This is a genomic window from Paenibacillus contaminans (assembly GCF_003285015.1).
Classification (GTDB): domain Bacteria; phylum Bacillota; class Bacilli; order Paenibacillales; family NBRC-103111; genus Paenibacillus_V; species Paenibacillus_V contaminans.
In genome coordinates this window covers 1-18,428 of the sequence record NZ_QMFB01000049.1, presented here as the reverse complement: position 1 = coordinate 18,428, position 18,428 = coordinate 1, and the positions used below count along the sequence as shown (strand labels likewise).

At 54.0% G+C, this 18,428-nt stretch carries 15 protein-coding genes; 4 read left to right on the top strand and 11 right to left on the bottom strand.

Going from position 1 to position 18,428, the window contains the following annotated elements:
• Nucleotides 1–3: 3 nt before the first annotated feature.
• Both DQG23_RS39300 and DQG23_RS39295 read right to left on the bottom strand, forming a co-directional pair.
• Nucleotides 4–1,113 carry a DUF294 nucleotidyltransferase-like domain-containing protein gene (locus DQG23_RS39300; RefSeq protein ID WP_113036525.1) on the bottom strand — a complete coding sequence of 370 codons (1,110 nt, stop codon included), beginning with the start codon at nt 1,111–1,113 and terminating at the stop codon, nt 4–6.
• 37 nt (nt 1,114–1,150) lie between these two features.
• The gene (locus tag DQG23_RS39295; RefSeq protein ID WP_113036524.1) at nt 1,151–2,551 is read right to left on the bottom strand and encodes an ammonium transporter; all 1,401 of its coding nucleotides are present in this window, start codon (nt 2,549–2,551) and stop codon (nt 1,151–1,153) included.
• Between the two features lie 384 nt (nt 2,552–2,935).
• On the opposite strand from DQG23_RS39295, the gene DQG23_RS39290 reads away from it, so the two are divergent.
• Both DQG23_RS39290 and DQG23_RS39285 read left to right on the top strand, forming a co-directional pair.
• Nucleotides 2,936–3,367 carry a MerR family transcriptional regulator gene (locus DQG23_RS39290; RefSeq protein ID WP_113036545.1) on the top strand — a complete coding sequence of 144 codons (432 nt, stop codon included), beginning with the start codon at nt 2,936–2,938 and terminating at the stop codon, nt 3,365–3,367.
• Nucleotides 3,368–3,403: 36 nt separating this feature from the next.
• Nucleotides 3,404–4,090: a zinc metallopeptidase gene (locus DQG23_RS39285; RefSeq protein WP_113036523.1), complete on the top strand. Its 687-nt coding sequence runs from the start codon at nt 3,404–3,406 to the stop codon at nt 4,088–4,090.
• 1,050 nt (nt 4,091–5,140) lie between these two features.
• Here DQG23_RS39285 and gltC read toward each other — a convergent pair.
• Nucleotides 5,141–6,031, bottom strand: coding sequence for a glutamate biosynthesis transcriptional regulator GltC (gltC, locus tag DQG23_RS39275; protein WP_113036521.1), 891 nt, complete (start codon nt 6,029–6,031; stop codon nt 5,141–5,143).
• Between the two features lie 146 nt (nt 6,032–6,177).
• Here gltC and tpx point away from each other — a divergent pair, with 146 nt between their 5' ends.
• Nucleotides 6,178–6,696: a thiol peroxidase gene (gene tpx / locus DQG23_RS39270; protein WP_113036520.1), complete on the top strand. Its 519-nt coding sequence runs from the start codon at nt 6,178–6,180 to the stop codon at nt 6,694–6,696.
• Between the two features lie 299 nt (nt 6,697–6,995).
• Here the strand turns inward: tpx and DQG23_RS39265 are convergent, their stop codons facing one another.
• The 7 genes from DQG23_RS39265 to DQG23_RS39235 all read right to left on the bottom strand — a co-directional run bounded on the left by DQG23_RS39265 (nt 6,996) and on the right by DQG23_RS39235 (nt 14,873).
• Nucleotides 6,996–7,382 carry a DUF1499 domain-containing protein gene (locus DQG23_RS39265; RefSeq protein WP_113036519.1) on the bottom strand — a complete coding sequence of 129 codons (387 nt, stop codon included), beginning with the start codon at nt 7,380–7,382 and terminating at the stop codon, nt 6,996–6,998.
• Nucleotides 7,383–7,522: 140 nt separating this feature from the next.
• The gene (locus DQG23_RS39260; protein WP_113036518.1) at nt 7,523–8,458 is read right to left on the bottom strand and encodes a hypothetical protein; all 936 of its coding nucleotides are present in this window, start codon (nt 8,456–8,458) and stop codon (nt 7,523–7,525) included.
• Between the two features lie 255 nt (nt 8,459–8,713).
• Complete coding sequence (locus DQG23_RS39255) at nt 8,714–10,300, bottom strand: UDP-glucose--hexose-1-phosphate uridylyltransferase (protein ID WP_113036517.1); 1,587 nt, start codon at nt 10,298–10,300, stop codon at nt 8,714–8,716.
• Nucleotides 10,301–10,348: 48 nt separating this feature from the next.
• Nucleotides 10,349–11,341, bottom strand: coding sequence for a UDP-glucose 4-epimerase GalE (gene galE / locus DQG23_RS39250; RefSeq protein ID WP_113036516.1), 993 nt, complete (start codon nt 11,339–11,341; stop codon nt 10,349–10,351).
• Nucleotides 11,342–11,400: 59 nt separating this feature from the next.
• Nucleotides 11,401–12,573 carry a galactokinase gene (locus tag DQG23_RS39245; protein WP_113036515.1) on the bottom strand — a complete coding sequence of 391 codons (1,173 nt, stop codon included), beginning with the start codon at nt 12,571–12,573 and terminating at the stop codon, nt 11,401–11,403.
• Between the two features lie 269 nt (nt 12,574–12,842).
• On the bottom strand, nt 12,843–13,616 hold the full coding sequence (locus tag DQG23_RS39240; RefSeq protein ID WP_113036514.1) for a DeoR/GlpR family DNA-binding transcription regulator: 774 nt from the start codon (nt 13,614–13,616) through the stop codon (nt 12,843–12,845).
• Between the two features lie 75 nt (nt 13,617–13,691).
• Nucleotides 13,692–14,873 carry an ROK family transcriptional regulator gene (locus DQG23_RS39235; protein WP_113036513.1) on the bottom strand — a complete coding sequence of 394 codons (1,182 nt, stop codon included), beginning with the start codon at nt 14,871–14,873 and terminating at the stop codon, nt 13,692–13,694.
• 154 nt (nt 14,874–15,027) lie between these two features.
• Here DQG23_RS39235 and xylB point away from each other — a divergent pair, with 154 nt between their 5' ends.
• On the top strand, nt 15,028–16,551 hold the full coding sequence (gene xylB / locus DQG23_RS39230) for a xylulokinase (protein ID WP_113036512.1): 1,524 nt from the start codon (nt 15,028–15,030) through the stop codon (nt 16,549–16,551).
• A gap of 401 nt (nt 16,552–16,952) precedes the next feature.
• Here xylB and DQG23_RS39225 read toward each other — a convergent pair whose 3' ends face one another.
• Nucleotides 16,953–17,948 (bottom strand): aldo/keto reductase, encoded by a 996-nt coding sequence (locus DQG23_RS39225; protein ID WP_158560931.1) that lies wholly within the window; start codon nt 17,946–17,948, stop codon nt 16,953–16,955.
• Nucleotides 17,949–18,428 lie beyond the last annotated feature (480 nt).

Sequence of the window (18,428 nt, the reverse complement as noted above, 5' to 3'; positions counted from 1 at the left end):
CCGTTAGCCGCCGGACGGCCGGTTGTTTTTCCCATGAACAGCCGCCAGCTCGTTCGCAACCGATTTATGAACATGCTTCGCCGCTTCTCTCCCCGCCCTTAAACATAACTTGAGCTCTCGCACGCTTTGACGGGTCAGTTGTCCGGCAGTCAGCTTTCCGCGCGTCTGGTAAGCGCCATCTTCTATTTGAATCGGCGTTTGGGCCCGAAACTTGATGATACGTTTAAAAGCATCCGTCCAATAACCTGCGTCGTTATCCGATATTTCTCCGCATGCTTGCAGAGCGGCGATTCGTCCAAGCGTCGTCGAAGCATACAGATCACGCTGCAGCGCGAGCAACCGCACCGCATTCACGAACGGAATGTAGCAGCCGTATTTAATATCCACACCGCCCGCGTCTTCTCCGTATCGCTCCGTTACAAGACGGCCGAACGGGGTCAAGCAAACTTTGCGATGAACGGTATTGGCAAGCAATTCCTTCAAGCTGATGCGATAATCCCGGACAAAAAAACGCAGCTCCTCCGCTATCTTCATCGCCAATACGGATTCTCCGTAAATCGGCCTCATATCCGCGATGACGAGCAAGTAGCGTACATTTTCCCAGCTTCGATTGTGCAGCCATTCCTGCACCGTGCGAATCCAGCCCGACAATGGTTGTCTCCAGAGACGGTTGCTGCACAACACGTCGCCGCTGCAGGGCGGATAACCAAGCTCCAGAAGCCCTTTTCCGATTTCTGAAGCCAGCTTTTGAAAATAAACATCCGCCTTCATCATCGTTACCGGACCCGAATCGGCGTAAATAAGCCCGTTGTCCTGATCGCTGCAAAGCGTTTGCTCCGAGCGCCCTCCGCTTCCGAATAGCACAAAAACGTAAGGAACAGGAGGAGTTCCCTCTCCCTGTTCCGCAAGCTTCTTCTCCGCTATCGCAACGACCCGGCGGATGAAAGCGTCATGAACGCCGTTGATTTTCGCATTCCAGTCTCCGCCGTCCGAGTCGGGAAGCTGCTTCAGCCATCCGCCGTGCTGCAGTTCACGTATGCTGCGAAGCGCCTTGACATCGGCCGCATCCTCAATTCGCGCTAACACCGATTGCTCCGGAACGAATGCCAGCATGCAGCTCCCCCCCCCCCCTTTTTATGGTTCACGTTGATCAGACAGTCGTCGTGCGTGCCGATTCTCCGCCTTCTCCGGCCAGTTTTTTCATTTGCTCCGGATAGCCGTAGCTGCCGTGCTCGCTCAGGTCGAGACCGACAATTTCTTCTTCCTCCGTTACGCGAAGGCCGATCGTGTATTTGAGAATGCCCAGAATAACGAAGCTGATAATGAAGACGAATACGAATGCGCCGAAGACGCCGAGCGCTTGAACGCCAAGCTGTTCAAAACCGCCTCCGTACAGCAGACCCGCTTTGCCTACTCCGTTCTGTGCAGCAAGCTTCTCGGTTGCGAAAATACCGGTCGACAGCGTTCCCCAAACCCCTGCGATACCATGAACGGAAAAGGCGAATACCGGATCGTCTACGCCGCCGCGTTCAAACCACTGAGCCGTAAAAAAGGTGATGACGCCTGAGACTGCCCCGATCACGACCGCCGCCCAAGGCTCGACGTAAGCGCAAGCAGCGGTAATGGCCACGAGCGCGGCCAATACGCCGTTCAGCATACTTGGAATGTCGGCTTTACCCAGGTACATCCAGGAGATGATTAGCGCCGCGACGCCGCCGGCCGCTGCAGCAAGATTCGTCGTTAAGGCGACGTAGCCGAAGAAGCCGTCTCCCATCGCGCTAAGCGTACTTCCCGGATTAAAGCCAAACCAGCCGATCCATAGAATGACGACGCCGAGCACCGAAAGCACTTGGTTATGACCCGGAATCAAATTCGGCGTGCGGTCTTTATTATATTTGCCGATACGCGGTTTCAGAAGCAGAGTAGCGACCAATGCCGCCGTTGCGCCTTGCAAATGCACGACCGTCGAGCCGGCGAAATCCTGCATGCCGATTTTGGAAAGCCAGCCGCCGCCCCATACCCAGTGTGCGACGATCGGATAAATAACAACCGTAAACAGGATGCTGAAGATGAAATAAATCGACAGCTTGCCGCGCTCCGCAAAGCCTCCGAAAGCAATTGCCAGCGACACCCCTGCAAAAGCAAGCTGGAACATAAACTTGATGCTGATGTTAATATCGGAAAAACCTAGCGAGCTAAACGCCGCTTCCGCTTGCTCGATCGTTCCGTCTACGAAAAAGCCCGTCGTGCCTATGAAGCTGTTGCCGTCCCCGAATGCAAAGCCGAAACCGACTGCCCAGAAGGCCACTGCGCAAATACCGAAGGTCAAAATGGTTTTGCCGGCAACGTGTCCGGCGTTTTTCATCCGGGTAGATCCCGACTCCAATAAGGCGAAGCCAGCTTGCATGAATATTACAAGTATTGCGGCAACCATAACCCAAACCGAGTTGATTGCCGCCTGCAGCTGTGCAGCCGTCGCGTCTTCGGCGAACGCTAGTGTCGGGAATAAAAGCAGCATCCCCAAAATAGACGCTATCACTTTCCTCTTCATTCTGACCTCTCCTTTGTGTTAGGTTTTATAACATAACATATTTTATGTTGTCATTATACATTACATAAAACGAATAACACAACAATTATTTTCATGATTTTCGCCTATTTTTGAGAAGATTTTGCTTGTAAATTCAATGTGTCGTGAACTCGTGTTAGTTTTAATAACATATAAGTAATTTCACAAAACTATCACGTTTGACTGTATGGTTTAAATTCAGTATGATGAATCTAAAGCTCGCCGTTCGCAGAATGGCGCGGTTTTTTCGTTCAAAGATAACGGCTACATAGGCGTTACTCCTAAAGAAGAGCTTTTCCGGCAATCGGCGTTTATGCGGGAAGACGCTCCTCCAAAATCTTAGAAAGGGTGATTTCCGATGGGGATATGAAGATGTATCGTATTGGCGAATTGGCGAAATTGTCGAGGGTCAGCCCCAGAACGATCGACTACTATACGAAGCTTGGTTTGATCGGCCCGGAAGCGAGATCGGACAAAAATTATCGTTTCTATTCGGATGAAACCTTCGCTCGTTTGAAACGTATTGAATTATTGAAAAAAGAGAAGTATACCTTGGAGGAAATCAAGGAGAAGCTGAAGCATTGGGATAAAATCAATCCGGACGAAGGTGTGGCAGATAAGCTTACATCTATCCAGCATCATATGCACCAGCTCGAGAAAGAAGTCAAAGAGCTCGGTCCGATGATCGAACAGATGAAGCCGAAGCAGGCTAAACACCTTTACAGCATGCTTACACCGCAAAGCGCCGCCGTGATTGAAGCTCTCCTCATTCTGCTCAATAAGGGCCCGCTTCTTTAAGAGAAACGTCTAGACGATTCTTTGGAGGGAACTGATATGTTTTTTCACAAAATGGACATTCTGATTTTTATCGCATTCGGTTTGTCGATCTGGGCGTCGTTCCGGGTCAGAAGCACGTTTAACCGCTGGTCGCAGGAACGGACGATGTCCGGAATGACCGGCTACGATGCAGCCCGCAGAATGCTTGACGCCAACGGCTTGTACGATGTGCCGATCGAGGCTGTGCCGGGCACGCTGAGCGACCATTACGATCCGATCAACCGCGTCGTCCGCTTATCCGAACCGGTTTATTACGAAAACTCGATTTCCGCCATTTCGGTCGCTTGTCATGAAGTCGGTCATGCCATTCAGCATAAAGTGCACTATCCGATGCTTGTCGCCCGCCACAAAATGTTCCCGGTCGTCAACATCGCTTCAGGCGTTGCGCCTTTGCTGATCATTGCAGGTTTGCTCTTTCAGCAAGTTCCTTTCTTGTTATTATTCGGAATCATCTTTTTCTCCGCCGCCGTTCTTTTCCAGCTCGTTACGCTGCCGGTCGAATTTAATGCAAGCAACCGGGCGCGCGAGCTGATGGTAGCCGAAGGCTTCATTTCGAACGAAGAAGAAAATGGCGTTGCGAAAGTACTGAATGCCGCAGCATTGACTTATGTCGCAGCCGCTTTAATCTCCGTGCTGGAGCTGCTGAAATACATCATGATCTTTACCGGCCGCAACGACGACTAATCGACTAAGCAAGGGCTTATATAACAAAGAAGAACCTCCATCCCGCTTACAAGCGGAAATGGAGGTTCTTTTGCGTGCTCTTATCCTTGCGGTTCGATTACATGCGAAATGGAAAATATACAGTTATTTTTCGGAAATTTCGACGATTTATCAATCTTGATGGAAAAACTACAGCTAAAAACAGTGAAATAACCCAAATTAGCGTTTATACCCAAAATTTGCTGGAGTTTTTCCCGTTAATTGCCTTTATCTAGTCTTGTAGCCGATAATAACTGCATGTTTTCCAGTAAGCGCCGCTTCTCCAGCCATTAGCCTGCTCGTTGGTTCAATATTCTATCAGCAAGGTATCGGGATAGAGCAATTACGCTTACGGGATTTGCGAATCGAAGCAGCCGGCCATTCTCTACGAATTAGATGTCTTCCAATCGCTCTGAAACCTGGTATCAGGCGAGCTAGAAGGCGGCAGGAGCTTCGTTCCGCCGGCCCGTTTCGGGGCAGCCAGCACCCATTCAGCGCGGTAAGACGCGCATGTTACCGCCAGAGGCAGCGCCGGAACGGGAATACAGCGTACTACCGCAGGTTGATTCGGCATATAGCACACGGCATCTGCACTCGGCACCTAGCACACGACACCGGGATCCGACATCATCACTGGCACCGGTACTCGGCACCTAACACACGACACCGACGCACGAAAGCGGCACTCTGCCACCACGGCATCTGCACCCAACATCGGCGCTCGGCACCGGGATCCGACACCAGAACCCGACAACCACCCGGTACACCACCGACACTGACCCTCGGCACCTAGCACTCGACACCGACACTCGGCATCGGCACCCAACATCGGCGCTCGGCACCGGGATCCGACACCAGAACCCGACAACCACCCGGTACCACACCGACACCGACACTCAGCCCACAGCACTCGGCATCACCACCCGGCACTACCACCTGGCACCTCCACTCGGCACCTCCACCCGGCACACGAAACCAGCACCCTACAACGGCACCTGTGGCAGCTGCTCCGCGGCTTTTTGAGCCGCGCAGCTACTCGCCTTTAAAGTAGCCCAATAAAAACGCGCGGAACCCTTCCGCCACCGGAGGCAGCTTCTCGCCTTTGCGCCGGATCAAGCCGATCGTACGCGTTACTCTCGGCTCAAGCAGCTGGAGTCTGGCCGGCTGGAGCGGCCCCGACCCGGTGGAAGCCATTTCAGGCAGCAAACTGACTCCCATGCCCGCGGCGACGAGGCCGCGTATCGTGTCCGTTTCTTCGCCCTCAAAGCTCAAATTTGGAACGAAGCCCGCTTTCTTGCACGCATCCAGCACGATCGTCTGCAGGGAAAATCCTTCGCTGAACATGACGAACGGCTCGTCCTTCAGCTGCTCCAGCCGAATGACCGATTCGCCTGCTAGCGGGTGGTGCTTTGGCAAAATGGCATACAGCTCCTCCGTTAACAGAAGCTCTCCCGCCACATAATCATGCGAATCAGGAAATGGCGAAATGAACGCCAAATCGATCTCTCCGCTCATCACGTCGCGAATCAAGCTCGTAAACGTCCCTTGCTTCAGCCTGAACTTTACGCCCGGACGTTCTTTCTTATAGCTGGCGACAACCGTCGGAAGCAAATTCATTCCCAGACTATGCGGAAAACCGATACGGATCACGCCGACGTTCGGATCGAGAAATTCGTGCACCTCGCTGACCGCGCGATCGAGATCGCTGAATATGCTCTCCACTCTGTTCAAAAAAAGCTTGCCGACCGGCGTGAGCTGTAAATTCCGGCCTTTCTGCACAAATAAATTAACCCCGAGCTCCTCTTCAAGCTGGTGGATTTGGCGGCTTACGGCCGACTGCGCAATGTGAAGCTCTTCCGAGGCTTGCGTCACATGCTGTTTTTTCGCTACTTTTACAAAATATTGCAATTGTCGAAGCTCCATCTTACCCTCCGTCGAACATTCCTTCATCGCGGCCGAGCATTCGGCCGTCCCGGCGTCCTTCCATTGGACAACTCCCATTACCAATATTATAATAAGAGTTGGTCCATTACCAACCATTCTTATCGAATACGAGGAGGATTCCCATCATGGCACAAGAACGCACAGGCGTTGCAACGCTTAAAGGTAACCCGCTTACTCTGGTAGGCAACGAAGTTAAAGTCGGCGACAAAGCGCCGGACTTCCAACTGAACAAAGATTTGATGAACCAAGTATCCCTTTCCGACTATGCCGGCAAAGTGAAACTGATCAGCGTAGTTCCTTCCCTCGACACGGGCGTTTGCGACGCGCAAACCCGCCGTTTCAACGAAGAAGCCGCTAATCTCGGCGACAATGTGGCCGTCCTTACCGTAAGCGTTGACCTTCCAATGGCTCAAGCCCGCTGGTGCGGCGCTGCAGGCATCGATAAAGTCGTCACTCTTTCGGACTACAAAACGCGCAATTTCGGCGAAGCTTACGGCGTACTGATCAAAGAAGTACAGCTGCTGATGCGTTCCATTTTCGTTATCGACGCTAACGATACCGTTCAATACGTCGAGTACCTGGGCGAAATGACGAACCACCCGAACTACGAATCGGCGATCGAAGCGGTCAAAAAACTCGTATAATCGGCGTTCGGCCAGTTCGTGGTCAGCCTACATAACGGCACAAGGATATAAACCTATCGGCGTCTTTTTGACGCAGGCGTATACCGTAGGTATAGTGACGTTTTCCACGATCTTCTTTCTGATAAACTAAAAAAACAGCGGGGGAGCGCAAGTTCCCACGCTGTTTTTTTATGATAATCCCGAAAAGGATTGCTCGATTCCTCTGTAAAACCGTACGCGCTGAAAAACTGCGTCATAGGCAATCCATGCCCTTACGGGCACAAACGTTTATCCTTGCATTCGAATCGGAGTCGCTAAACCTATGTAGAGCGATGATCGGCAAGCTTTCGTTCCAGTGTGCGGTAAATTTCCAGTATGGTGCGGTAATTGGCGCCCAGATCCCCAAGCGAGCCGCGCGATGCGGAATAAATATCGACCGCAGTTTTGGCCGGCGTGATCGGAATGATCGTAAGCGTGATGTCCTGCTTGCGGCCCGTCACCGTCTTTTTCTCGACGACAATTTCACCGACATTCGGGACTTCGTGAAGGATTTTGTAGCCGTTCATTTTTTTCAAAACGGTTACGACTTCTTCCCAGGTTCTATCTTTGGAAAGCTTGTAAAATTTCGTTTTTAAAGCGGGATCCTTAGCTCTATCTCCTGTAGTCTCGAAACTGCGGAACAAGCCGATCAAGATTCTCTTCAGCAAAGCGCCGCTCCCCCTTTATCTCAATTTAAACTATAGACCATCTTACCATTCTTTTGCTTGAAGAAAAAGGGGACAGCCGGCAAAACTTTCATTTTCGCGCAAAAAGCTTTAAAAACCCCGACTTTCCCTTAAAAAATCTTCTACGCACTTCCGAGAATCGCGTTTAAACGTTTGGCGATCTCCGCCTCGTCGGCGACGGCAGGCAGCTCGAAATTGCCGGACAGCTTCCATGTTTCCGTGTGGGAAACCGTCTCGCCCGGCTTGACCGTCTTCAGCTCGCCAAGCGACTCCAGCTCGAGGATATGCTCGTTCGTATAGATTTCAAAATTGACGCCGTTATCCGGATATTTCGCTTCGAGCTCATAAGGAAACGTCTTCACGAACAACGTATCGCCAAGATTATAAGCGGCCCAGCCGGCTTCGTTGTTCGTGCCGATTTTGAACGGATGGCGCACGTCGCTCTGCTTAAGTACGATGAAGCGCTCTCCCCAGGTAACGCGCTCGTCGTTCATCTTGGTGTACGACCACAAGGAAATGGCCCGATTCGGCAGCACGCCCGCATCGCGCGTCGCTTGCGGCACGATCGCCGTACCGCCCGGCGCCATGACGGATAACGCCCAAGGCGCAAACTCCGCTCCCCACGGTCCCTGGTTGGTCACACGATGATGAACCGTCACTCCGCCGTTTTCGGCATCAAGCACGATTTCGATTTCCTTCTGCAGCTGGTTCCAGCGCTCAGCAGGCGGCGTCAATACGACACCTTGCTCCGTCGCCCGCCATGCGACCGGTTCATTGTCGGGATAAGTCGTGCGCGGAATCGATTCCGGGCTTGTCCACAAACGATGGCCGCCGTAAATATGCCACTTGCCGCCGCCCACCGGCTCGAACGCTTCCCCGAAGCTTGAGATGACATCCTTCTTGTCCTCGAAAAACATGTTGGCGCCGCCAATAAAGCCGTAGCGAATAATACGCGGCCCTTTGTCGATCGTCGCCACCAGCTCGACCGTCCCGTTCGTCACTTGAACGCAAGCGCCCCACATATCATAATCGATTTGCCGTACCGTAATGCTCCCCATAATTCGGCTTCCCCCTTGAAAATAGTTATGCTCAAAAATCCGAAACGAGCCTTTTCCGGTTTACGCCACGATGCATGATTCTCGCTTCGCTTACTCGGACAGCATAACACGGTCTTGAGCTGCAGCACCAGCTTTCTTTAAGCGCGGCGCCTATCGCTTCGTCTGACCGCTGTCTTGCTGTCCTGCACGACTGAGAGACCGCATGAGGCCGACCTCTGACGTTTGGTATGTCATAGGTTCGGCCCTTATGCGGCCTCATTCGGCTAGCTTGTGAAAGCCTTGATGCGCCATATAGCGGTCGAATGCAGCCTGGCCCGCTTCGTGCCTTTTATAAACGCCGGCATCTTCAAGCACTTGCATGAACTTGCGTCCGACCTCGTCGCGAAGCAGCGTATCGGCCCCCTCGGCTTCCAGCCCTGTACCGTGCGCTTGAATGAGCTCCGCAACCCATGCCGCATGCTTATGCAGCGGATGCTCCGCCTGACGCAGCGGCTCGAGTATCTCTCCATTCGAATCCTGCGGCCCGCTCAGCAGCGTCTTGATTTGCTCCAGCTCCTGCATAAGCCTTCCCGGCAGCACGGCTAGACCCATCACCTCGATTAAGCCGATATTTTCTTTTTTGATGTGATGCAGCGGCTCATGCGGGTGAAACAGCCCGAACGGATGCTCCTCGGTCGTCCGGTTATTGCGGAGCACGAGATCGAGCTCGAATTCTCCGTCCCCATTGCGCCGCACGATCGGCGTAATCGTATTATGCGCTTGCTTTACGCCGCCTTCCTGGACGCTTTCCGCAATAATTTCAGCGTCCGTATCGCTATAGCCGCGCCAGCCTTGCAGCATGCGGTCCGCCAGCTCAACCAGCCGACCGGCGTCGCGTCCCTGCAATCGCACGACGGACATCGGCCACTTCACAATGCCTGCTCGAATGTCCGCAAACTCGGGATGCGCGAAGCTGCGCTCGACTGGCGCCTTTTCCATCGGAAAGCGATGCCTTCCCCCTTGGAAATGGTCGTGATTCAGAATCGAGCCGCCGACGATCGGCAAATCCGCATTGGAGCCGATGAAATAATGCGGAAACTTCCCGGCAAAATCGAGCAGCCGCACGAACGTTTCCCGCCCGATCCGCATCGGCGTATGATGTTTGCTGAATACGATGCTGTGCTCGTTATAATAAACGTAAGGCGAATATTGCAAATACCAATCGCTTCCGGCAAGCTCCAGCGGAATGATGCGCAGATTTTGCCGCGCCGGATGGTTCAGCCTTCCGGCATAACCCACATTTTCGGGGCATAGCAGGCACTTCGGATAATGCTTTTGCGGCAAGCTACGCTCTGCGGCGATTTCCTTCGGATCCTTCTCCGGCTTCGAAAGGTTGATCGTTATTTCCAAATCGCCGTACTGTGTCGACGCAAGCCAATATTTGTTCTTGGCGATCCGGTCCATCCGGATATAGTTCGAGCGAATCGATTGCCGGTAAAAATCGTCCGTCGCCTGCTCGATCGAGCCTTCCTCCGCCGTCCGCCAAAATGCCCGGATCGTTTCCGACAGACGGGGCAGCAGGACGCCCATCAGCTTGGCATCGAGCAAATCCCGGTAAGTCGACGTGTTCTCGGGCAAAATACCTCTCTTCGCCGCATAATCGAGCAGCGGCTCCAGGATGCCGACCGCGCTATCCGGCGTATCCTCCGCCAGCTCGCCCTCGAACGGCTCCTCCAGCCCCAGTATGTCTAGCAACGCATTCGTTGCCGCATACCGGTCAGCTTCGTCCAGCATCCCGTGCGCGACCCCGTATTGTATGAGCCTCGCCGCGTTCCGCTGCGCTTCCGCCACCTCCAAAGGCATGGCACATTCCTTCTTTCCAGCTTAAGATGTCGTTTCCCGCTTACCGTCCTACTCTTTGCTTTCGTATCCTCCGGGATTGTTTTTAAACCAGTTCCATGCGGAACCGATGATCACGTCAAGCGATTCCCGCTTAGGCTGCCAGCCCAGCTCGCGTTTCGCTTTGGCCGACGACGCGATCAGCACCGCCGGGTCGCCCGCCCGCCGTTCCGAAACGACCGCCGGAATCGGATGACCGGTTACGCGGCGAGCCGCTTCGATGATCTGCTTCACGGAGAAGCCCGTACCGCTGCCCAGGTTGTAAACGGCGCTTTCACCGCCTTCGCGAAGACGCTTGAGCGCCAGCACGTGCGCGTCCGCCAGATCGGAAACATGCAAGTAATCGCGGATGCAGGTGCCGTCTTCTGTCGGGTAGTCTTCTCCGTAGATGCCGACATGGGCTCTTTTGCCAAGCGGAACTTGAAGAATAACCGGAATCAGATGCGTCTCGGGATCATGATCTTCGCCGATCAGACCGTTTTCATGCGCGCCGGCCGCATTGAAATAACGGAGCGACACGAACTTGACGTCATGAGCCGAATCGAACCAGCGCATCATGCGCTCCATCGCCAGCTTCGTTTCGCCGTATGCATTGGTCGGATCCGTACGATCGGTTTCCTCGATCGGCACCCGCTCCGGTTCGCCGTACGTGGCTGCAGTAGACGAAAATACGATTTTTTTCACGCCGTACTTATTCATTTTTTCCAGCAGACAAAGCGTACCGTATACGTTATTGTCAAAATATTTGCCCGGATTTAACATGCTTTCCCCAACAAGCGAGTTAGCCGCAAAATGGATGACCGCGTCGATATCGTTCTCGCCGAACACTTGATCCATGAATGCGCCGTCGCGAATGTCGCCGACGTACAACTTGCCGCCGAGTACTGCCTCCCGGTGTCCTTGCGCAAGAGAATCCACTACGACAACCTGCTCGTCCCTTGCAAGCAGCTCCGCCACCGTATGAGAGCCGATATATCCCGCTCCGCCTGTCACTAAAATCGCCATTACCGTTTCCTCCTTCAAAATCAATCCGCGAATCCGTCGTATCGTATGCTTAAAACCTCTCAGCCTTTAAGCTCGGCGACTCCGCTGCCGATATCGGCTACGTAGAAGTCCGCTTCGTAATCGGTCCGCTCCGCGTACGCTTTGCCGACTTGCTCGATGAACGCATCGACTGCATCGGCGCGAACGAGCGATACCGTGCAGCCGCCGAAGCCTGCGCCCGTCATGCGCGACCCGAGTACGCCTTCCGCCTTCAGCGCTTCCTCCACCATAACATCCAGTTCCTTGCAAGTCACTTCGTACTGCACGCGAAGCGATTCGCCCGAAGCGGTCATCAGCCGGCCGAATTCCGCGATATCGCTGGCTTTCAGCGCTTTCACCGAGCTCAGCACGCGATCGTTCTCTTCAATAACATGGCGCGCCCGTTTGCGGACTGTTGCATCCCCGATCAGCGACTCGTTCGCTGCGAGCTGCTCCGCATTAAGCTCCCCGAGCAGCTTAAGGTCAGGGAACGCAGACTGCAAATCGGCTACAGCCTGCTCGCACTGCGCCCGGCGGGCATTGTATTCGGAATCGACGAGACCGCGTTTTTTGTTCGTGTTGCCGATTACAATTTTATAGCCTTGGCTTTCGAACGGCACCAGCTCGTACTCCAGCGTGCTGCACATAAGCAGAATCGCCCGATTTTCCTGCCCCATCGTAACCGCAAACTGGTCCATGATGCCGCAATTGACGCCGATAAATTGATTTTCCGACTCTTGAGCGGTTAACGCAAGCTGAACTTTGTCGATCTCATGCCCTTCCATGCTCATAAAACCGTAGCCTGTAGCGATTTGAATCGAAGCGGACGACGATAATCCGGCTCCGTTCGGAATTTCCCCATGATACAATGCATCGTATCCGGAGAACGAAAACCCTCTTTTGGCAAGATGCACGAGCATCGCTTTCGGATAGTTGATCCAATCATCTGCTTTATCGTAAAACGCGCCCTCAAGAACGATTTCCTTATGTGTCGGAAAATTCGTCGAAGCGAACCGGATCGCCGAGCCTTCGCGCTTGCGCAGCAGCAAGGTCGTACCGAACGTCAGTGCCGCCGGAAAAACATAACCTCCGTTGTAATCCGTATGCTCGCCGATCAAATTGACGCGCCCAGGCGCATGAAACACCCGTATCCCTTCCGGCGTTCCCCCGTACAGCTGCAAAAACTTATCCTTCAATTGCTCTACATTTGTCACTTTATAACTCCCCCACAGTATCGAATATGATCGTTTACTTACGTTTAATTTCATTTTATGCTATCCTCTGCATGTTTGACAACAGCATTTTTCAAGGATAAACGGATACGCCAACCTATCGGCAGACGCGTTTACCGGGAAATCGAACCATCAACGGATAATATGCTTGCTGAGATTTTAGTAAACGCCGGGGATTTCTAATATAACTGACCGTTTCCATATAAGCTTCGCACCGCGTGTGTGGGATCATGCCATGCGAAGCTTACTTTTTAAGCAAGAATAAGCTCAATATCCATCCCGCGAATCCGTTCGCATGCCGCATCGGGCAGCAATCGATCAGAAATGATCGTATGCACGACGTCGAGCCCCGCAATCCGCGAGAACGTCACCTTGCCGAACTTGCTGTGATCCGCCACTAAAATCACTTGCTTCGCGATCGCGATCATTTGCGCGTTAACGCTCGCCTCCCAAACATTCGGCGTCGTAAGCCCCTCCTCGATATCGAAGCCGTCCACCCCGAGAAAAAGCTTGTCCACCCGGATGCCCCGCAGCGCATGATCGGCCATCGGACCTACGAGCGCAAATGATTTGGGCCGCAGCTTTCCCCCGATCAAGATAACGTCGAAATCCGTCACCCGGCTAAGCTGGACCGCAATATTGGCGGCATTCGTAACGACCGTCAGCTCTTTCTTCGCCGCAAGCTTTTGCGATAAAAACATATTCGTCGTCCCCGGCGTCAGTAAAACCGCCTCGCCGTCATGCACAAGCTGCGCCGCCGCTTCGGCAATCCTTTCCTTCTCGGCGACCAGCGCCTCGCCCTTCTCGTCGAACGACATTTCGCGAGCCACATCGAACGGACTGTTTTGCAGCGGCATCGCACCGCCGTGCGTCCGCATCAGCAAGCCTTTTTGCTCAAGCCCTTCCAAATCCCGTCTGATCGTAACCGGCGAAACGCCGAGCGCTTCGCTCAGACCCGCGACCGTCACTTTTCCTTGGCGATTAACCAGCTCCACGATTCGCTGCAGCCTCTCTTCGGCAAACATGCGGCATCCTCCTCAACCGTCAGTCATTCTCTTGACCGTTTAACTTTATTTACATCTTTCACGATCGCTTCCCGCTCATCGCTTCATCATATTTCGAATGCCCATAAATGCGGCGCCCAAAGCTGCCGCGTTCTCTCCAAGTCCGGAATACCGGATGTCGACCGATTGAACATGCCGAAAAGGATATCTGGTAACGAGCGTACGCTCGACCGGCTTGCTCAGCCACTCGCTGTAGACGGCAAGCGCATTGCCGATAACGACGACCTGCGGATTAAACGTATGAATCATATTGCCGACGCCGATTGCGAGACAATCGCCTACCTCGTTCAGCGCATCCATCGCTTTGCCGTCTCCTAATCTTAACCTGTCCAGCATACGTTCCGTAACGCCGGGTGCATATGGCATACCGGCCAAAGCGGCCAGCGCTTTTTCCGAAGCGTAAAGCTCCCAGCAGCCGGAATTTCCGCATTTACATGGCAGTCCGTTTCGCTCGATCGTCGTATGCCCGATTTCACCCGCATAGCCGCCGTTTCCGCGAAAAACGTCGCCTCCGACGATGATGCCTGCCCCGATGCCCGCACCGACGCTGATGTACACCATATCGGTGCAGCCTGCTGCAGCGCCCGATTCGAGCTCGCCGAGCGCAGCGAGATTCGCTTCGTTATCAAGCCATACCGGAGCGCCGAACGCCGCCTCCAGCTTTTCTTTCCAGTGCAGCCCTCGCCAGCCGAAATGAGGCACAAACACAAGCTGCTGTCCGGGATGCTCGACAAAGCCGTGTATGCCGATGCCGACGCCGCAAAGACCGAGCGGACTTTCGGGGAGCTCCCGCCGCTCGTTCCGGATCGTCTCGATCAACTGGCCGAGCGTCTTCTCGGAGTCTTCGGGATTGTCGTAATCGTAACGCGTTTCGCGAATGCATTCGCCGCGAAGATTCGCGCATATAACCAGCATATCCGTCGCCCGCAGATCGACCCCGAATACGTAGCCGGCCTCCCGGTTAATTTCGAGCATCATCGGTCGCCGGCCGCCGCTCGATTCGCCGATTCCCGTTTCCACAACCAGATGGCGGGCGATTAAATCTTCTACAAGCGCAGACACGGTGGCCCTGGTCAGCTTCGTCCGCTTCGCCAAATCCGCTCGGGAGATTGGATACAGCTGGCGGATCAGCTCAAGCAGCGTCGTCTGGTTGATCGATTTCAGGAGCGAGCTGTCGCCGGAAACCGGCTTTTGCTTCGTCAAATGTTGATCGTTCACTGTACTATCACCAAATTTCAGCGTATTCGTTCGTTATGAAAGTTTTCTTGTAAGGCAAGAAGGATTTTTATCTCCTTCTGCGAATATAGTATACCAACCCTTTGTATAGCAAATAAACAAACTTTAATCAACTTTTATATGTCGAGGTGGCATGATGGATTATTACTTGGGAATCGATCTGGGGACGTCGGCGGTAAAATGCATTATCGTCGATGGGCAAGGCCATGTTATCGCGGATGCCAGCGAGGCATATCCGCTTCACCAGCCGTTTCCAGGCTGGGCCGAGCAACAACCGGAGGATTGGTGGAACGGCTCCGCAACCGCCATCCGCAAGCTTCTGGAGAAAGCGGACATTTCAGGCCAAGACATTAAAGGCATAGGGTTATCCGGGCAAATGCACGGCTCCGTCTTTCTCGATGCCGACCGCAAGCCGGTTCGCCCTGCGCTGCTTTGGTGCGATCAGCGGACTGCTGCAGAATGCGAATGGATCGAACGGACGATCGGCGCCGAACGTCTGGGGCAGCTGACAGGCAATCGGGCATTAACCGGGTTCACGGCGCCGAAAGCCGTTTGGCTAAAGCGCCATGAGCCGGAGCATTTCGGCAGAACGCGTCATTTGCTGCTGCCCAAGGACTATATCCGGCTGCAGCTGACCGGCGATTTCGGCATGGATATGGCCGATGCAAGCGGCACGCTGCTGCTGGATGTCGCGAACCGCCGCTGGTCCGGCGAAGTCGCCGGGAAACTCGGCATCCCGGCGGAATGGCTGCCTCCGCTTTATGAAAGCAACGATATTGCCGGCTATGTCACGGAGGAAGCCGCGCATGCTACCGGGCTTGCCGCCGGCACCCCCGTCGTCGCCGGAGGCGGCGATCAGGCTTGCGGCGCGGTAGGCGTCGGCGTCGTGAAAAGCGGAATCGCCTCGGTCGCGCTCGGCACTTCGGGCGTCGTGTTCGTCCACGACGACGATTACGCCGCCGATGCCGAATATCGCCTCCACAGCTTTTGCCACGGCGTTCCCGGCAAATGGCACCGGATGGGCGTCATGCTGGCGGCAGGCGGCTCGTTTCAATGGTGGCGCAACCACTTCGCCTTCGAAGAGCTGCAGCGTGCCGAGCAGGAAGGTCGTGAGATATACGAGCTGCTGACGGAGCTAGCCGAAACTGCGCCGCTTGGCAGCGAGGGGCTGCTATTCCTGCCTTACCTGACCGGCGAACGGACGCCACATCCGGATCCGAAAGCGCGCGGCGCCTTCATCGGCTTAAATCTCCGTCACGGCAAAGCGCATCTAACGCGTGCCGTTCTGGAAGGCATTACATTCGGCTTGCGCGATTCGTTCGAGCTGATGAAGGCGTCCTCCGTCCAAATAAGCGAGCTGCGCGTGAACGGCGGCGGTGCGCGAAGCCGGTTTTGGCGGCAAATGATCGCCGATATTTTCGGTTTGCCCGTCATCACCGTCAATTCGACCGACGGACCGGCATTCGGCGCCGCCGTCATGGCTGCCTCCGGCGTCACCAAGCGCGACATCCCGTCGCTTTGCGAGGAGTGGATCCGCGTGGTCGACCGCGTCGAGCCGAATCCGCACGATCAGCGGAGGTATGAAGCCCATTACGACGTTTATCGCAGCCTTTATCCGACGCTCAAGGATACGCTTCACCGTTTAAGCGATCTGGTCTAGCTTCATTTTTTAGGCGTCCTCCTCTTTCGCTGCTGCATGGGGCTGTAGTGCGATTTTACCCACTTGAAAGAGAGCCTAAATACCTTTCCTTTCCTCTACTCCAGTCCGATTTTGCCCACTTGGAATCAAGTTTGAACCCCTTTCCCCGCTTGCAGTCCGAAAATGCCCACTTCAAGCGGCTATTCGGCTCGGCACACGGTGAAATCCTCTCTCCAAATAGGCAAAATCGGACTAAAACGCATGGGGAACCTCGTTTCCGTACTCCAAATGTGCGATTTCGGACTACGGCGATCGATGGCGCCTCGAGTGCGAATTTGCTCAGAAAACCTTCGGATCATTTCCTATACAAAAGCAAAAACCGGCTCCCTTCATTTAGAAGAGCAGCCGGCTTTCCATAGGAATCACGTCGCTTCCAAGTACCGTTTCATTTCGCTGTCCAGCCTGAAACTTCCCGCTTCGCAGCTTTCATTCAATTGCTCGATCGTACGAGAGCCGATAATCGGAAATACGGGGTACGCATGCGAGAACATATACGAAAGCGCGACTACAGCCGGCGCTTTCCCCGTATCCCGGGCGATCTCGAGCACTTTGCCCAGCCTGGCGAAATTCTTGTCGTTGCCGTACAGCGCGGCTATCGTTTCTTTCCCCGGAGGTATGGCCCCCTGGCGGTAACGGCCGCTGAAAAATCCGCCGGCCTGCGAAGAGAAAGGCACGGCAGCCAGCCCCGAAGCCTCGTGGTAACGAGCGGTCGCCTCATCCATGCACACCAGCGTTTTGTCTTCAATCGCATCTACGTTCGGCTGAGCGGGACTCCACATCATCTGATTGGCGCAAAAGCCTTGCTTACCGTTTTCCGCCGCATAACGCTGCGCTTCTTCAAGCCTCTCCAGCGTCCAATTGGAGCAGCCGAAATACCGGATCTTACCCGCTTGCACCTGCTCGTTGAGCACATCGACAATCTCTTCGACAGGACGTGAAGGATCGTCCCGGTGCAGCCAATACAGATCGATGCAGTCGGTCTGCAAATGGCTGAGACTTCGGTGCAGATCCGACAATATGTCCTCTCTTTCCAGCCGAAAAAAACGCTCCGCCGTCGGGNTTTCCAGCCGAAAAAAACGCTCCGCCGTCGGGCAGGCTCCCTTGGTGCCGACGATGATGCCTTCGAGTCCTTTCCTTTGCTTCAGCCATTTGCCGAGCGTTTTTTCGCTGGCCGATTTGACGTCGGAGCACCAGTCGGCATAGTTTAACGCCGTGTCGAGAAAATTGCCTCCGCGATCGACGAACGCGTCAAGAAAATGGAACGATTCCTTCTCATCCATCGTGCTGCCGAAAGGAACGGCACCCAGACATATCGATGAAGCATGCAGATCCGTATTGGGAATGACAGCCTTTATCAAAATATCGACCTCCGAAGCTTATTCGCTGCAAGCATCAAACGAAACAAAAACGATTTCCGCCGTCTTGCCTGCGATGAACGGATCGGAGAGACTTGCGCTTGGTAGTAGGATCGTGAAGTTATCGTCATCGCCCTTCCGTCATTACTTTACTACTTCACCGCAGCTTTCGTAATTCCTGCCCGGCTGCAAGATTGAATTACATTTCCTCCCTCGCCGTATTGCTCCGTTACAAGTCTAAAACGACGGATTCCGCCATAGATTTCTAAACCACCGACTATTTTCAATCGAATCCGGCTAGCCTTACTCATCAGCTTCTTTCATCAAGGGGCTGCTCCAAAAGTCATTTTTGTCATTTTCCTTCCCACTTCGAGTACTAAATGAACAGAAAAAGAAGCTTCCATCCCCACTTTATCAGGAGGCCACTGAAAAAGTCCCGTTATCTAAAGAGGTACTGTAGCTCAATTCTATTGAGGGAGCAGT

Excerpts from the sequence above, each read along its gene's own strand:
- DQG23_RS39295 (WP_113036524.1), bottom strand. The coding sequence starts at position 2,551 with ATGAAGAGGAAAGTGATAGCGTCTATTTTGGGGATGCTGCTTTTATTC.
- DQG23_RS39240 (WP_113036514.1), bottom strand. The coding sequence starts at position 13,616 with ATGTTTGCCGAAGAGAGGCTGCAGCGAATCGTGGAGCTGGTTAATCGC.
- tpx (WP_113036520.1), top strand. The coding sequence starts at position 6,178 with ATGGCACAAGAACGCACAGGCGTTGCAACGCTTAAAGGTAACCCGCTT.
- DQG23_RS39285 (WP_113036523.1), top strand. The coding sequence starts at position 3,404 with ATGTTTTTTCACAAAATGGACATTCTGATTTTTATCGCATTCGGTTTG.
- xylB (WP_113036512.1), top strand. The coding sequence starts at position 15,028 with ATGGATTATTACTTGGGAATCGATCTGGGGACGTCGGCGGTAAAATGC.
- DQG23_RS39300 (WP_113036525.1), bottom strand. The coding sequence starts at position 1,113 with ATGCTGGCATTCGTTCCGGAGCAATCGGTGTTAGCGCGAATTGAGGAT.
- galE (WP_113036516.1), bottom strand. The coding sequence starts at position 11,341 with ATGGCGATTTTAGTGACAGGCGGAGCGGGATATATCGGCTCTCATACG.
- DQG23_RS39255 (WP_113036517.1), bottom strand. The coding sequence starts at position 10,300 with ATGCCTTTGGAGGTGGCGGAAGCGCAGCGGAACGCGGCGAGGCTCATA.
- gltC (WP_113036521.1), bottom strand. The coding sequence starts at position 6,031 with ATGGAGCTTCGACAATTGCAATATTTTGTAAAAGTAGCGAAAAAACAG.
- DQG23_RS39260 (WP_113036518.1), bottom strand. The coding sequence starts at position 8,458 with ATGGGGAGCATTACGGTACGGCAAATCGATTATGATATGTGGGGCGCT.
- DQG23_RS39290 (WP_113036545.1), top strand. The coding sequence starts at position 2,936 with ATGAAGATGTATCGTATTGGCGAATTGGCGAAATTGTCGAGGGTCAGC.